The sequence below is a fragment of the Aestuariivirga litoralis genome, assembly GCF_015714715.1.
Classification (GTDB): domain Bacteria; phylum Pseudomonadota; class Alphaproteobacteria; order Rhizobiales; family Aestuariivirgaceae; genus Aestuariivirga; species Aestuariivirga litoralis_A.
This window is the reverse complement of sequence record NZ_WAHS01000001.1, coordinates 1995001-2007299: the sequence shown is the minus strand read 5'-3', so window position 1 is coordinate 2007299 and position 12299 is coordinate 1995001. Positions and strand designations below refer to the sequence as shown.

Sequence of the window (12299 nt, the reverse complement as noted above, 5' to 3'; positions counted from 1 at the left end):
GAATGGAATACCGCATGCTGGGCCGCTCCGGCTTGAAAGTTTCCTTGCACACGCTCGGCACGATGAATTTTGATGGCGAAGGCTTTTTTACCATGCCCGGCGCCACCGACCGCACGCAGTCTCAGCGGCTGGTGGATATCGCCATCGAGCATGGCGTGAACATTTTTGACACGTCCAATGCCTATACCCGTGGCAAGTCTGAAAGCGCGCTCGGCGCCTTGCTCAAGGGCAAGTCCAATGATCTTCTGGTCGAAACTAAAGTACGCTTCTCGATGGGTGACGGCCCTAACCAACAGGGCCTTTCGCGCAGCCACATCATCGAGCAATGTGAGGCCAGCCTGAAGCGTCTGCAGCGTGACCGGATTGACCTCTATCTCATCCATGAATGGGACGGGCTGACGCCTATTGAAGAAACCATGGAAGCGCTCACCTCCCTCGTGCGGCACGGCAAGGTGCGCTATATCGGCTGTTCCAATCTCTCGGCCTGGCACATCATGAAGTCCATGATGGTGGCGGAACGCCACAATCTCGAAAAATTCATCGTCCAGCAGATCCACTACACGATTGAAGCACGCGAAGCCGAATATGAGCTGATGCCGGTGGCACTCGATCAGGGCGTGGGCATCCAGGTGTGGAGTCCGATTGCCGGCGGGCTTCTCTCCGGCAAGTTCCGCCGCGACAAGACGCCCGAAGCGTCCCGCCATCTTTCCGGCTGGACTGAGCCGCCCATCCGCGATCAGGAACGCCTGTGGCGCATCATTGATGCCTTGGTGGAGGTGGGCGATGCGCAAGGCGTCTCCGGCGCGCAGGTGGCCCTGGCCTGGCTGGCCGGAAGACCGGGCGTGGCCTCACTGGTGATCGGCGCCCGCAATGAGGCCCAGCTGAAGGACTCGCTCAGTTCCGTCAATCTGAAGCTGACCGACGCCGAGCGCGCCAAGCTCGATGACGTGAGCCTGCTGCCTTTGACCTACCCATATTGGCACCAGTTCAATTCGGTCAGTGACCGGTTGAGCCCGCCCGATCTGGCTTTGCACGCGCCGCATATCGCCAAGCGCGCGGCGGAAGCGAAGAAGTAAAGCCCGCTGATGCTTGTACAACCGGCACGGCACGGCTAGAAGCTGGCAAAATTGAATGAGGGAGATTTAGGGATGTCGATCAAGCGTATTGGGATGGGTTCGCGCATGAGCAGCGCGGTGATTTATCACGGCGTGGCCCGTCTTGCAGGTTTCGTGGCCGAAAAGGCTGCAGGCAAATCGGTCAAGGAACAGACCGCCGACATCCTCGCCCAGATTGACGCCACCCTGAAAGAATGCGGCACCGACAAGACCCGGCTGCTCAAGGTCAATATCTGGCTCACTGACATGAGCGCCTTTGCCCAGATGAATGAGGCTTGGGACGCTTGGGTGTCCAAGGGCAATACGCCTGCTCGCGCCACGGTAGAGTCGCCCCGTCTGGCCGCCGCCGGCCTCGACGTTGAAATCATGGTGGAAGCAGCAGTCGAATAACTTCAGTGAGTTAGTATGCGCCTGGCGCATGCTGCACCTGCGAAGAGCAGCCCTTTTTCAGCCACATTTGGCCCTATCTAGCGCCTTTCACTTTGCAACCAAGAATTGGGTTGCGCGTTGAAGGTCCAAAGAAGGGTTACCGAATGAAACTGATTGCCTCTGCCGCTTTTGCCGTTTTGCTGTTTGCGTCCACCGCTCATGCCTCGGTGGGTTATGCCTCTTGGTATAAAATGGGCCGCGTCACCGCTAACGGTGAGCGTTTTAAGCCCATGGGCTTCACCTGCGCGCATCGCTCGCTGCGCTTCGGAACGAAGCTCAAAGTGACCAATTTGAAGAACGGCCGCTCGATTGTGGTGCGCGTCAATGACCGCGGTCCCTTCGTGCGTGGTCGTGTCATGGATCTCAGCATGGGTGCCGCCCGCGCCATCGGCGTGTCCGGCGTGGCGAAGATTTCTTACGTCGTAATGAATTGATTTTGCGAGGGAAGGGTGTGGTTCTCGCCACAACCTTTCCACAAAGCCATCATTTTGGGAACCAATTCCACATTTAAGGCTTGATGCCCAGAAGGAGCCTTAACCATGAAAAAGCTCATAGTTGTTTGCATGCTGGCTGCCATTGGTGCAGTTACCATGATTGATCGTTCAAACGCTGCAGGCCCTGGCCAGTGCATGAAAAATGCTGGCGATTGTATGGGCATACCCAGCCGTCCGCACAAGCAGCCTGGCGGTGCCAATGCTGGCCAACCGGGCCAGCCCAACGTACCCAACGGCAATTGGCAGGGCAATCATCAATGGCCAAACCACCAGGCCAACAATGGCAACTGGCCTCACCGCCGCCACCACAACTGGAACAATGGTGGTTGGAGCAATGGTGGCCAGCCCTTCATCGGCTTCCAGTTCGGCCCGCAATATAACGATGGCTATTATTCCGGCTATTACGACGATGCGCCTGATTACTACGATGGCCCGCCGGTCTATCGTTACTCGTCAGCCAATCGCTGCAACACCTTGGCCAGCCGCTTGCGCGGTGCGGGTTACCGCAACGTGCGCGCCACCGATTGCGTCGGAACTTCATTTGTTTTCCGTGCCACCAAGGCTGGCAAAGCCGTGAAGGTTACGATGTCGGCCCGCAGCGGCTCCATTATCAAGGTTGCCAAGGCCTATTGAGGCCAAGGCTGCTTTACACTAAGGCACATGCGGAATTGAAGATTCCGCATGTCTGCCATCAACACCCAGAAACTTGACCGTATCATTGAACGCTTTGCCGGCGTGGAACACGCTTTATCGAGCGGCGCCACCGGCGAAGCCTTCGTCAAGAATTCCAAGGAATATGCCGAACTCGCCCCCATGGCCAAAGGCGCCTCCGCGCTGAAGGCTGCTTATGGCGAGCGCGATGGCCTCGCTGAAATGCTGGCAGGCGGCGGCGAGATGGCGCAAATGGCCGAGGCTGAAAAGCCCGAATTGGATGCTCGCATCGAGACTCTCGAACACGACATGCGCATCCTGCTCATCCCCAAGGATGCCGCCGACGAGAAGAACGTCATTCTCGAAGTGCGCGCCGGAACCGGCGGCGATGAAGCCGCGATTTTCGCCGGCGACCTGTTCCGCATGTATCAGCGCTATGCCGCCTCCAAGGGCTGGAAAGTCGAAGTCATCTCCACCAGTGATGGCGAGCATGGCGGCTACAAGGAAGTCGTCGCCAACGTGTTCGGCCAGGGCGCCTTCGCCCATTTGAAATTTGAATCCGGCGTGCACCGCGTGCAGCGCGTGCCGGCCACCGAAACCCAGGGCCGCATTCACACATCCGCCGCCACCGTGGCCGTGCTGCCCGAAGCCGAGGAAGTGGATATCAAGATCGAAGACAAGGATCTGCGCATCGATGTCTATCGCTCATCCGGCCCCGGCGGCCAGTCAGTGAACACGACTGATTCCGCGGTGCGTATCACGCATATTCCCACTGGGCTGGCTGTGGCCCAGCAAACTGAAAAGTCGCAGCTTAAGAACAAGAATGCCGCGATGAAATTGCTGCGCTCGCGGCTTTACGAAATGGAACGTTCGCGTATCGATCAGGAACGTTCCGCCACCCGCAAGGGGCAAGTGGGCTCCGGCGACCGCTCGGAACGCATCCGCACTTACAATTTCCCGCAAGGCCGCCTGACCGACCACCGCATCAATCTGACGCTCTACAAACTGCCGGAAATCATGGAAGGCCCAGCACTGGAAGATGTGGTGCAGGCTTTGGTCACCGAGCATCAGGCCAGCTTGTTGGCTGAGATGGACAATGACAACTGAAACGCTGGCGGGCCTGATGGCTGCCGCGCGCAAGCAATTGTCTGAAGCTGGGATTGAAACCGCCAGCCTCGATGTGCGCCTTCTCCTGCAGGCCGCCACCGGCTTTGCCCATGAAGACCTGATCGTCATGCCCAACACGGCGATTGAGCCCCGCGCCGCAGTGCTGTTCAAGGCTTACATTGCGCGCCGTTTGAACCACGAACCCGTCTCACGCATTCTGGGCACGCGCGAATTCTATGGGCGGCCTTTCGCCGTCTCGCCCGCTGTTCTCGATCCGCGCCCTGATACTGAGGTGGTGGTCGAGTTGGCGCTGAAGCATATGCGCGCCGGCCGGTTCATCGATCTGGGCACTGGCAGTGGTGCAATTGCCATCACGCTCTGTGCAGAAAATCCGCATCTCGAAGGCATCGCCACCGATGTGTCGCCAGAGGCGCTTTCCATTGCTGCGGAAAACGCCAACACATTAGGCGTTTCAAACCGCCTGCAATTCATCCAGTCCAATTGGTTCGAGCAGATTGAAGGCCAATTCGATCTCATCATTTCCAACCCGCCCTATATCAAGCGCGCTGAAAACCTCCCGCCAGAGGTCAAAAACTTCGATCCGCACCTAGCACTTTTCGGCGGCGAAGACGGCCTCAACTCCTACCGCGCAATCGCTTCCGGCGCTGCCGCACGCCTCGCGCAAGGTGGCCTTATCGTCGTCGAAATCGGCCATGACCAGGCGGCAAAAGTGGTTGAAATATCTAAACTCTGCGACCTGATGTTGTTCGACCGGGTGGCTGATCTGGGAGGCCGCGACCGTGGCCTGGCCTTCCGCCGCCCTTAATCCTGTCTAAGATTTACATTGGAATCCCCGGCTACATGGTCTATGTAATGCCTATCCCCAATGGCTGTGATTAGGCGCGTTTGCAAAGCGCATCTTGGCTGATGGAACACTTCCAGAGAGAATGTGCTCGGGCCGGGATCGTTTCAAACTTGGGTGTTTTTTGCTGCATCAATTCAGCAGGGTTTCGATCTCCGGCTCCTCGCCTGACCAAAGTGTCGGGCCAGCCGCATCATGCAAAGGTATGACATAGAGTGAACAATAATTTCATGAGACAAGGCGGCCAGGGCAATCGCCAGCGCGGCCGTGGCAACCGCAACAACCGTCACCGTTCAGGCGGTGGAGGCGGTGGTGGAGGCGGCGGTGGCAATTCCTCCAACAAGGTTTTTGATTCGAACGGGCCGGATGTCAAACTGCGCGGTACCGCTCAGACGATCGCCGAAAAATACATGCAGCTGGGCCGTGATGCGCAAAGCTCTGGCGATACGGTTGCGGCTGAAAGCTATTACCAGCACGCCGAACATTACTATCGCATCTGGGCGTCGAACCAGCCGCAGGGCGCATCCCTGGTGATGACGCGCAAGCTGGGCGAAGAAGAATTCGAAGAAGAACAAACCGCTGAAGATGCCGAAGGCGAAGAAGCAGTCGAAGGCCAAAACAACGAAACCGCAGCCGGTGAAAGTGCCGAAGGCCAGAACCAGCCGCAAGCTGAAGCTGGCGAAGGCCAGCGCCAGAACAACAACAATAATAATAACGGCCAGCGCAACAACAACCGCGAGCGCTTCCGCCCGAAATGGCAGAACCGCCGCGATCGCCAGGGCCAGGATGGAGGCCGTGACGATCAGGCCGCGCAAGGCAATGGATCGGGCAGCGATTCCCAAGCCGCTCCCGCGGCCGCTGAAAGCGATAATGGCCAGTGGGAAGCGCCAAGCTTCCTGCAGCGACCCACGCCAGCACCTGCACCTGCCGTAGAAGCCGAAGCCAGCGACGAACCGCCACCACCGCGCCGGGCCCGTGCCCCGCGCCGTGAGCGCGAAGATGCAGCTCCTGCTGCGGAAGAGCCCACGCCACAAGCCGAATAGGCTTGAAACCAGCAACTTCTTCCCTACTTTTGTGCAAGGATGAAAGCCATCAGCCTTTGGGGGTTGGCTTTCAGGCCGGAAGGAGTTTTCTATGGATATTCAGAAATACACCGAACGAAGCCAGGGCTTCATTCAGTCAGCGCAGGGCTTGGCCTTGCGCGAAGGCCATCAGCGTTTCACGCCCGAACATCTTTTGAAAGTTTTGCTCGATGACGAGGAAGGCCTCGCCAGCGGCTTGATCAAGGCCGCCGGTGGCGACTCGCGAGCCGCATTGGCACAAACCGAAGCCGCGCTCGCCAAGATGCCGAAAGTCTCCGGCGGCGGCGCAGGCCAGGTCTATCTCGCGCCCGAAATGGCCCGCGTGTTTGACGGTGCTGAAAAGCTTGCCGAAAAATCCGGCGACTCCTATGTCACTGCCGAGCGCCTGCTGCAGGAATTGGCAATTGAACCTTCTGAGGCTCAGAAGGTTTTGAAGGCCGCCAATGTCACGCCGCAGGGCCTGAACAATGCAATCAATGCTATCCGCAAGGGCCGCACGGCTGACTCAGCTTCGGCGGAGCAGAGCTATGACGCGCTGAAGAAATATGCACGTGACCTCACCGAAGTGGCGCGCGAAGGCAAGCTTGATCCGGTGATTGGCCGCGATGATGAAATCCGCCGCACCATCCAGGTTCTCTCCCGCCGCACCAAGAACAATCCGGTGCTGATCGGCGAGCCCGGCGTGGGTAAAACTGCCATCGCCGAAGGCCTGGCCTTGCGCATCATCAAGGGCGACGTGCCCGAAAGCCTGAAAGACAAGCGGCTGCTGGCGCTGGACATGGGCGCACTCATTGCCGGTGCCAAATTCCGTGGCGAATTCGAAGAGCGGTTGAAGGCCGTGCTGTCGGAAGTCACCGCTGCCAATGGCGGCATCATTCTGTTCATCGATGAAATGCACACGCTGGTCGGCGCCGGAAAGGCGGAAGGGGCGATGGATGCATCGAACCTCTTGAAGCCCGCGCTCGCGCGTGGTGAGCTGCATTGCGTCGGCGCCACCACGCTGGATGAATACCGCAAGCATGTGGAAAAGGATGCTGCCCTGGCCCGCCGCTTCCAGCCCATTTTCGTCGAAGAGCCCACGGTGGAAGACACCATTTCCATCCTGCGCGGCATCAAGGAAAAATATGAACTGCATCACGGCGTGCGCATCACCGATGCCGCCATCGTGGCCGCAGCCCAGCTGTCCAACCGCTACATCGCTGACCGTTTCCTGCCGGATAAAGCCATCGACCTGATGGACGAGGCGGGGGCGCGGCTGCGCATGCAGGTGGATTCCAAGCCTGAGGAGCTCGACGAAATTGACCGCCGCATCATGCAGCTGCAGATCGAGCGTGAGGCCTTGAAGAAGGAAAGCGATAGCGCCTCGAAAGACCGTTTGGAAAAGCTGGTGAAGGAACTGGCCGAAGCGGAAGAAAAATCCGCCCTCATGACGCGCAATTGGCAGTCCGAAAAAGAAAAGCTCGCTTCAGCATCCAAGCTGAAAGAGCAACTCGAAGCCGCACGCCGTGATCTCGAACTGGCGCAGCGCAAGGGCGATTTCGCCAAGGCAGGTGAACTCGCCTATGGCACCATCCCGGCATTCGAAAAGCAGCTCAAGGAAGCTGAAGCCGAATCCGCTGATCGCGTGATGGAAGAGGCAGTGACCGAAGCCCATATCGGCCAGGTCGTCTCGCGCTGGACCGGCATCCCGGTGGACAAGATGCTGGCCGGCGAGCGTGACCGTCTGCTGCAGATGGAAACCGAACTGGGCCGCCGCGTGGTGGGCCAGGCCGAAGCCGTTGAAGCCGTCGCCACCGCCGTGCGCCGCGCGCGGGCCGGCTTGCAGGATCCGAACCGACCCATCGGCTCCTTCCTGTTCCTCGGTCCAACAGGTGTCGGCAAAACCGAACTCACCAAGGCGCTCGCGTCGTATTTGTTTGACGATGAGCACGCGATGGTGCGCCTCGACATGAGCGAATACATGGAGAAGCATTCCGTCTCGCGGCTGATCGGCGCGCCTCCCGGCTATGTCGGTTACGATGAGGGCGGTGCGCTTACCGAAGCCGTGCGCCGCAGGCCCTATCAGGTCGTACTCTTCGATGAAGTCGAAAAGGCACACCCCGATGTGTTCAATGTGTTGCTGCAGGTCCTCGATGATGGCCGCCTGACCGATGGTCAGGGCCGCACCGTGGATTTCAAGAACACGCTGATCATCATGACGTCAAATCTGGGCTCCGAATACCTCGTCGCCCTGGGTGAGGATCAGGATGTGGACGTTGTGCGCGATCAGGTCATGGGCGTGGTGAAGACGGCCTTCCGGCCGGAATTCCTGAATCGCCTGGATGACATCATCCTGTTCCACCGCCTGAAGCGTGCCAATATGAGCGCCATCGTCGATATCCAGATCGCCCGGTTGAAGAACCTGCTTGTCGATCGCAAGATCGATATCGAGCTGTCAGACGCCGCGCGCGAGGAACTGGCCGAGAAGGGCTATGATCCCGCTTACGGTGCACGCCCTCTAAAGCGCGTGATCCAGAAAATGGTGCAGGACCCGTTGGCCGAAGAGATCCTCGGTGGCAACATCAAGGATGGTGATCAGGTGGCGGTGGATGTGAAATCCGGTGCCTTCACTTTCAACGGCAAAACGCCGGCATCACTGGCCCCCAAGGCGCCAGCGCCGAAGACGGTGCATTAAAGCGAAAGCCCGATGATCATCAGGCAATAGCCGCACAAGGCAATGTTGACGAGGGTGAAGTAAAGATGCGGCAACCGCGCTTCACCCTCAAACAGCATGAAGTTGTGATAGAGGGCCGTAGCGCTGATCAGAAACAGGATCAGCAGCGCAGCGCCCCAGGCCGGATAGAGCCCGAACACCACGGAAAGTCCGCCGATCAGCTGGCTGGCAAAGCCCAGCGCCATCACCGGGGTTGGAATTTTCCACCCGTAATTGGTGTCCATCTTGATGCGGTCGCTGAAGCGCAAGAAGTTGCGGATGCCAGCGATCACAAAAAACAGGCCAAGGATCACCCGGCCGGCGAGAAGAAGAAAAGCTGCTGTTGTCATGACGTCCCCTAACAATTCAGCGCTAGCGCATCGCCGCGTGCAGCGAAAGGGGCTTCATCCGCTAACCCCCACAACCTTGATCTTCCCCTTCACCACTTCAATCTCGCACGGCGCCTTCCCCAGCAGCTCGCCATCGGCGTCGCACAGCATGGTGCTGCCATCCACTGTTTCAAAGCGTACCCGCCGCGTTTGGAAGTGGGTGATCGCTGGAAGATTCAAATGCGTGCCGGCATAGAGCAGCCGCAAATCTGTGGCGCGCACGCGGGGCTCTTTGGCGATCACGATCACATCGAGCAAACCGTCATCGAGTTTCGCAGCGGGCGCGATCTTCATCCCGCCGCCAAATGTGCGCCCATTGGCAACAGCGACAGCAAGAATCTCGCGCTCATGCGAAGTGCCATCCTCCGCCTCATATTTAATGCGGTGGCCCTTATAGCGGCGCAACACCAACACGGCATGCAGCGGATAGGCCAGCTTGCTGCCCAGCATGCGGCGCAGTTTCGAATCCTGCGCATCGGCCACCACTTCGCCGATCAGGCCGAGATCCGCGCAATTGGCAAACCAGCGGCTGGCCTTGGCGCCATCAGCACCGGTAAAATGCACGAGGCCCAGATCCACCACACGCGGCGCACCCTCGCGCAAGGCTACAATGCCGGCCTTCCATCCGCCCTTGATGCCATTGGCGCGCGCGAAATCATTGCCGGTGCCCATGCCTATGACACCAAGCAGGGGTACCACAGGCCTGTCACCAGAAGCCCGTGCCAGCCCGTTCACCACTTCATTCACCGTGCCGTCGCCACCAATGGCGATCACCCGCTCATATCCTTGCGTCGCCGCATCACCAGCCAGCGCAATCGCACCCGTGGCCAGCGAAGTGAAGGCCGTGTCAAACGCCCCGATCGCATTCTGTAGCGCAGGCGCATGTTGCAGCCATTGCCGCCCGGCGCGACCGCCGCCGGCAGTGGGGTTGATGATGACCAGTGTTTTCAAGCGAAGGGCGTTCCCGATTTCCCGATGAATTATTATTTTTATTGTGCTTAGTTAGATCATGCCCACGCCCCTTCTCAAGCTCGATTTCGGCGGCCACCGCCTTGGACCCGGCAAGGTGGAACTGTTGGAACATGTGCTGGAGACGGGCTCGATCTCGCAGGCGGCGAAGAAGATGGATATGTCTTACCGCCGTGCCTGGCTGTTGATTGACGAGATGAACAAGATGTTCTCGCAGCCCTGTGTGGAAACGGCGGCGGGTGGTGCGGGCGGCGGCGGCGCCAAGGTCACGGCCTTCGGCCAGAAGATTGTGGCCACCTATCAGAACCTGGCGCTGAAAGTGGCGGCCGAGTCCGAAACTGCCTTCAAGAACCTGAAATAATCTGCCCCTCAGCCACATGCAGAAAGCGGTCTGCCAGCCGCTGCACTTCATTCGCATTGTGAGAAACAAACAACGTTGGAATGTTGAACCGGCTTTGCAGGCTTTCGAGATAGGGCAGGATTTCGTTTTTGCGGTCCTGGTCCAGATTGGCCAGCGGCTCATCCAGCAGCAGCAATTGCGGCTGGCTCAACAATGTGCGGCCCAAAGCCACGCGCTGCTTTTCACCACCGGAGAGATTGGCGGGCCGCCGCGCCAGCAAAGCTTCCAGCGCCATGAAATGAACCAGCGCGTCAAAGGTGATTTGCCCTTCGCGCAGGCCATATCGCAGATTGCCTTCCACGCTCATATGCGGAAACAGCAATTGGTCCTGCATCACATATCCGATGCGGCGCAGATGCGGGGGTAGGCGGGTAATGTCGGTGCCATTGAACGAGAGCTGACCGCTATCGGGTTTGATGAGCCCTGCGATCATGTTCAGAAGCGTGGTCTTGCCGGCACCAGATGGGCCCACCACAGCGGTAACACCTTCACCCGCCTCGCCAACAAAATGGAAATGCTTGGCGCCCAGAATCTTGGTCAGGTCAAAGCGCAGCATGGCTTATCCCTTCAAACGCTTCTGCATGGCACGGCTCACATAATCGGCCAACAGAAGGGCTGAGAAAGCCAGCACGATGGAAAGCCCGATCAGCCGGAAGGCCGCGGAATCACCCGCCGGTGTTTGCAGGAATGAATAGATCGCCAGCGCCAGCGTTTGCGTCTCGCCGGGAATGTTGGAAACAAAAGTGATAGTCGCACCGAATTCGCCCAGCGCCTTTACAAAGCAAATCAGCGCACCAGCCAGAATGCCCGGCATCGCAAGCGGCACGGTGATGGTGAAAAACCGCCGCAACGGCGAAGCACCTAGCGTAGCAGCGGCTCCTTCCAGCCGGTGATCTGCCGTTTCCATCGCGACGCGTATGGTTTGAACGAAAAGCGGCAGCGCCATCAGCCCCGCTGCCAGCGCAGCGCCGGTCCATCGAAAAGCAAAAGTGAAGCCAAACCAGTCCCACAACGAGGTGCCGATAAAGCCCTTCTTGCCGAAGGCCAGCAGCAGCATGTAGCCGGTGGCCACCGGCGGCATCAGCAAGGGCAGGTGGATCGCGGCATGGAGCAGAGGTTTGCCCCAGAATTCCTTGCGGGCCAGCACAAACGCCAGCAACACCGCAATCGGAAATGAAAACAAGGTGGCGCAGAACGCCACCTTGAGGCTGAGATACAATGAGGTGAGTTCCTCAGTGCTCATTTAGTGCAGCGTGGTGAAGCCATCTTTTTTCAGGATAGCCTCTGCTTCAGGGCTTTGCAAAAATTCTACGAAGCCCGCCGCACCATCATTGGCGGAAGCGGCAACAACAGCTGCCGGATAAACGATCGGCGCATGGCTGTCGTCAGCGAAAGTGGCGGCCACTTCGGTCTTGGGATCAGACAGAACGTCGCTGCCATAGACGATGCCAAGCTTGGCTTCACCCTTGGAAACCAAAGCAAGGGCAGAGCGCACATTGTCCTGCAGCACGATATTCTTCTGCAGGCCATCCCACTCACCCAGCTTGGTCAACGTGGCTTGCGCATAATTGCCTGCGGGAACTGATTTCGGATCGCCGATCACCAGCTTTTCATCACCCAAGGCTTCGGCCAGCTTGTCGGCCTTCACGTCAATCTTGGCATCCTTCTGCTTCACAACGACCAGCGTGTTACCGGCAATGTCATGGCGCGTATCAGGCTTGATCAGGTTCTTTGAAGCCAGCTCATCCATCCACTTTTTGTCAGCGGAAATGAACACATCGGCAGGTGCGGCAGCTTCGATTTGCTTGGCCAGCGCGCCAGAAGCGGCATAGGTGGCCACAATGCCATTGCCCGATTTGGCTTTGTAGGCAGCACCGATTTCATCCAGCGCGCCTTTCAGGCTGGCGGCAGCAAAAACATTGACGTCAGCAGCAAAGGCCGACGTGGCAGTGAGTGCAAAAATAGCAGTGGCAGCAAAAAGTTTTTTCATCTCGTTCTCCTCCGATGTATCTTTTCGGATATAGCGAAGACGAAAATATGTCAAACTTCAAGACAGGCGATTTTATTGCTTGCTGGCGTCCGCCACATCCACGGCGGAAGGTGCGTTTT

Annotated in this window: 15 protein-coding genes (1 of these 15 running past the window's edge); 9 read left to right on the top strand and 6 right to left on the bottom strand. The window is 58.5% G+C overall.

The features are described from left to right. Positions 1–2 precede the first annotated feature (2 nt). From F8B91_RS10165 to clpB, 8 genes are all read left to right on the top strand, one after another. Positions 3–1076: an aldo/keto reductase gene (locus F8B91_RS10165; protein WP_196503582.1), complete on the top strand. Its 1074-nt coding sequence runs from the start codon at positions 3–5 to the stop codon at positions 1074–1076. 72 nt (positions 1077–1148) lie between these two features. Then, positions 1149–1505 (top strand): RidA family protein, encoded by a 357-nt coding sequence (locus F8B91_RS10160; RefSeq protein ID WP_196503581.1) that lies wholly within the window; start codon positions 1149–1151, stop codon positions 1503–1505. A gap of 143 nt (positions 1506–1648) precedes the next feature. Next, the gene (locus tag F8B91_RS10155) at positions 1649–1978 is read left to right on the top strand and encodes a septal ring lytic transglycosylase RlpA family protein (RefSeq protein WP_196503580.1); all 330 of its coding nucleotides are present in this window, start codon (positions 1649–1651) and stop codon (positions 1976–1978) included. Between the two features lie 105 nt (positions 1979–2083). Beyond that, positions 2084–2671, top strand: a complete 588-nt coding sequence (locus F8B91_RS10150) for a hypothetical protein (RefSeq protein WP_196503579.1) — start codon at positions 2084–2086, stop codon at positions 2669–2671. Positions 2672–2719: 48 nt separating this feature from the next. Beyond that, complete coding sequence (gene prfA / locus F8B91_RS10145; RefSeq protein ID WP_196503578.1) at positions 2720–3796, top strand: peptide chain release factor 1; 1077 nt, start codon at positions 2720–2722, stop codon at positions 3794–3796. Further along, positions 3786–4622, top strand: coding sequence for a peptide chain release factor N(5)-glutamine methyltransferase (gene prmC, locus F8B91_RS10140; protein ID WP_196503577.1), 837 nt, complete (start codon positions 3786–3788; stop codon positions 4620–4622). The genes prfA and prmC overlap by 11 nt, the downstream gene beginning before the upstream one ends. A 266-nt stretch (positions 4623–4888) precedes the next feature. Beyond that, a complete protein-coding gene (locus tag F8B91_RS10135) occupies positions 4889–5701 on the top strand; it encodes a DUF4167 domain-containing protein (protein ID WP_196503576.1) in 813 nt (270 codons plus the stop codon). Between the two features lie 91 nt (positions 5702–5792). Then, positions 5793–8414, top strand: coding sequence for an ATP-dependent chaperone ClpB (gene clpB / locus F8B91_RS10130; RefSeq protein WP_196503575.1), 2622 nt, complete (start codon positions 5793–5795; stop codon positions 8412–8414). Here the strand turns inward: clpB and F8B91_RS10125 are convergent. Both F8B91_RS10125 and F8B91_RS10120 read right to left on the bottom strand, forming a co-directional pair. Further along, positions 8411–8782, bottom strand: coding sequence for a DoxX family protein (locus F8B91_RS10125; protein ID WP_196503574.1), 372 nt, complete (start codon positions 8780–8782; stop codon positions 8411–8413). The genes clpB and F8B91_RS10125 overlap by 4 nt on opposite strands. 54 nt (positions 8783–8836) lie before the next feature. Next, complete coding sequence (locus F8B91_RS10120; RefSeq protein ID WP_196503573.1) at positions 8837–9772, bottom strand: diacylglycerol/lipid kinase family protein; 936 nt, start codon at positions 9770–9772, stop codon at positions 8837–8839. A 58-nt stretch (positions 9773–9830) separates the two neighbouring features. Between F8B91_RS10120 and F8B91_RS10115 the strand changes: the two genes are divergently transcribed. Next, positions 9831–10151 carry a winged helix-turn-helix domain-containing protein gene (locus F8B91_RS10115; RefSeq protein WP_196503572.1) on the top strand — a complete coding sequence of 107 codons (321 nt, stop codon included), beginning with the start codon at positions 9831–9833 and terminating at the stop codon, positions 10149–10151. Here F8B91_RS10115 and F8B91_RS10110 read toward each other — a convergent pair. The 4 genes from F8B91_RS10110 to F8B91_RS10095 all read right to left on the bottom strand — a co-directional run. Beyond that, entirely contained in the window at positions 10135–10746 is a 612-nt protein-coding gene (locus F8B91_RS10110) for an ATP-binding cassette domain-containing protein (protein WP_196503571.1), read from the bottom strand. The genes F8B91_RS10115 and F8B91_RS10110 overlap by 17 nt on opposite strands. Positions 10747–10749: 3 nt before the next feature. Beyond that, on the bottom strand, positions 10750–11433 hold the full coding sequence (gene modB / locus F8B91_RS10105; protein ID WP_196503570.1) for a molybdate ABC transporter permease subunit: 684 nt from the start codon (positions 11431–11433) through the stop codon (positions 10750–10752). After that, on the bottom strand, positions 11434–12180 hold the full coding sequence (gene modA / locus F8B91_RS10100) for a molybdate ABC transporter substrate-binding protein (protein WP_196503569.1): 747 nt from the start codon (positions 12178–12180) through the stop codon (positions 11434–11436). It lies immediately after the preceding gene. Positions 12181–12252: 72 nt separating this feature from the next. Continuing rightward, a protein-coding gene (locus F8B91_RS10095; RefSeq protein ID WP_196503568.1) for a M23 family metallopeptidase crosses the window boundary here: on the bottom strand, positions 12253–12299 show its end. Its footprint extends 1570 nt past the window's final position; only the last 47 of its 1617 coding nucleotides appear in the window; its start codon lies off the right edge, out of view; it ends in the stop codon at positions 12253–12255.

Bases quoted from the DNA above. Each gene is read 5' to 3' on its own strand.
- F8B91_RS10135 (WP_196503576.1), top strand. From the start codon at position 4,889: ATGAGACAAGGCGGCCAGGGCAATCGCCAGCGCGGCCGTGGCAACCGC.
- clpB (WP_196503575.1), top strand. From the start codon at position 5,793: ATGGATATTCAGAAATACACCGAACGAAGCCAGGGCTTCATTCAGTCA.
- F8B91_RS10125 (WP_196503574.1), bottom strand. From the start codon at position 8,782: ATGACAACAGCAGCTTTTCTTCTTCTCGCCGGCCGGGTGATCCTTGGC.
- F8B91_RS10115 (WP_196503572.1), top strand. From the start codon at position 9,831: ATGCCCACGCCCCTTCTCAAGCTCGATTTCGGCGGCCACCGCCTTGGA.
- F8B91_RS10155 (WP_196503580.1), top strand. From the start codon at position 1,649: ATGAAACTGATTGCCTCTGCCGCTTTTGCCGTTTTGCTGTTTGCGTCC.
- F8B91_RS10160 (WP_196503581.1), top strand. From the start codon at position 1,149: ATGTCGATCAAGCGTATTGGGATGGGTTCGCGCATGAGCAGCGCGGTG.
- modA (WP_196503569.1), bottom strand. From the start codon at position 12,180: ATGAAAAAACTTTTTGCTGCCACTGCTATTTTTGCACTCACTGCCACG.
- prmC (WP_196503577.1), top strand. From the start codon at position 3,786: ATGACAACTGAAACGCTGGCGGGCCTGATGGCTGCCGCGCGCAAGCAA.
- F8B91_RS10110 (WP_196503571.1), bottom strand. From the start codon at position 10,746: ATGCTGCGCTTTGACCTGACCAAGATTCTGGGCGCCAAGCATTTCCAT.
- F8B91_RS10165 (WP_196503582.1), top strand. From the start codon at position 3: ATGGAATACCGCATGCTGGGCCGCTCCGGCTTGAAAGTTTCCTTGCAC.
- F8B91_RS10150 (WP_196503579.1), top strand. From the start codon at position 2,084: ATGAAAAAGCTCATAGTTGTTTGCATGCTGGCTGCCATTGGTGCAGTT.
- prfA (WP_196503578.1), top strand. From the start codon at position 2,720: ATGTCTGCCATCAACACCCAGAAACTTGACCGTATCATTGAACGCTTT.
- modB (WP_196503570.1), bottom strand. From the start codon at position 11,433: ATGAGCACTGAGGAACTCACCTCATTGTATCTCAGCCTCAAGGTGGCG.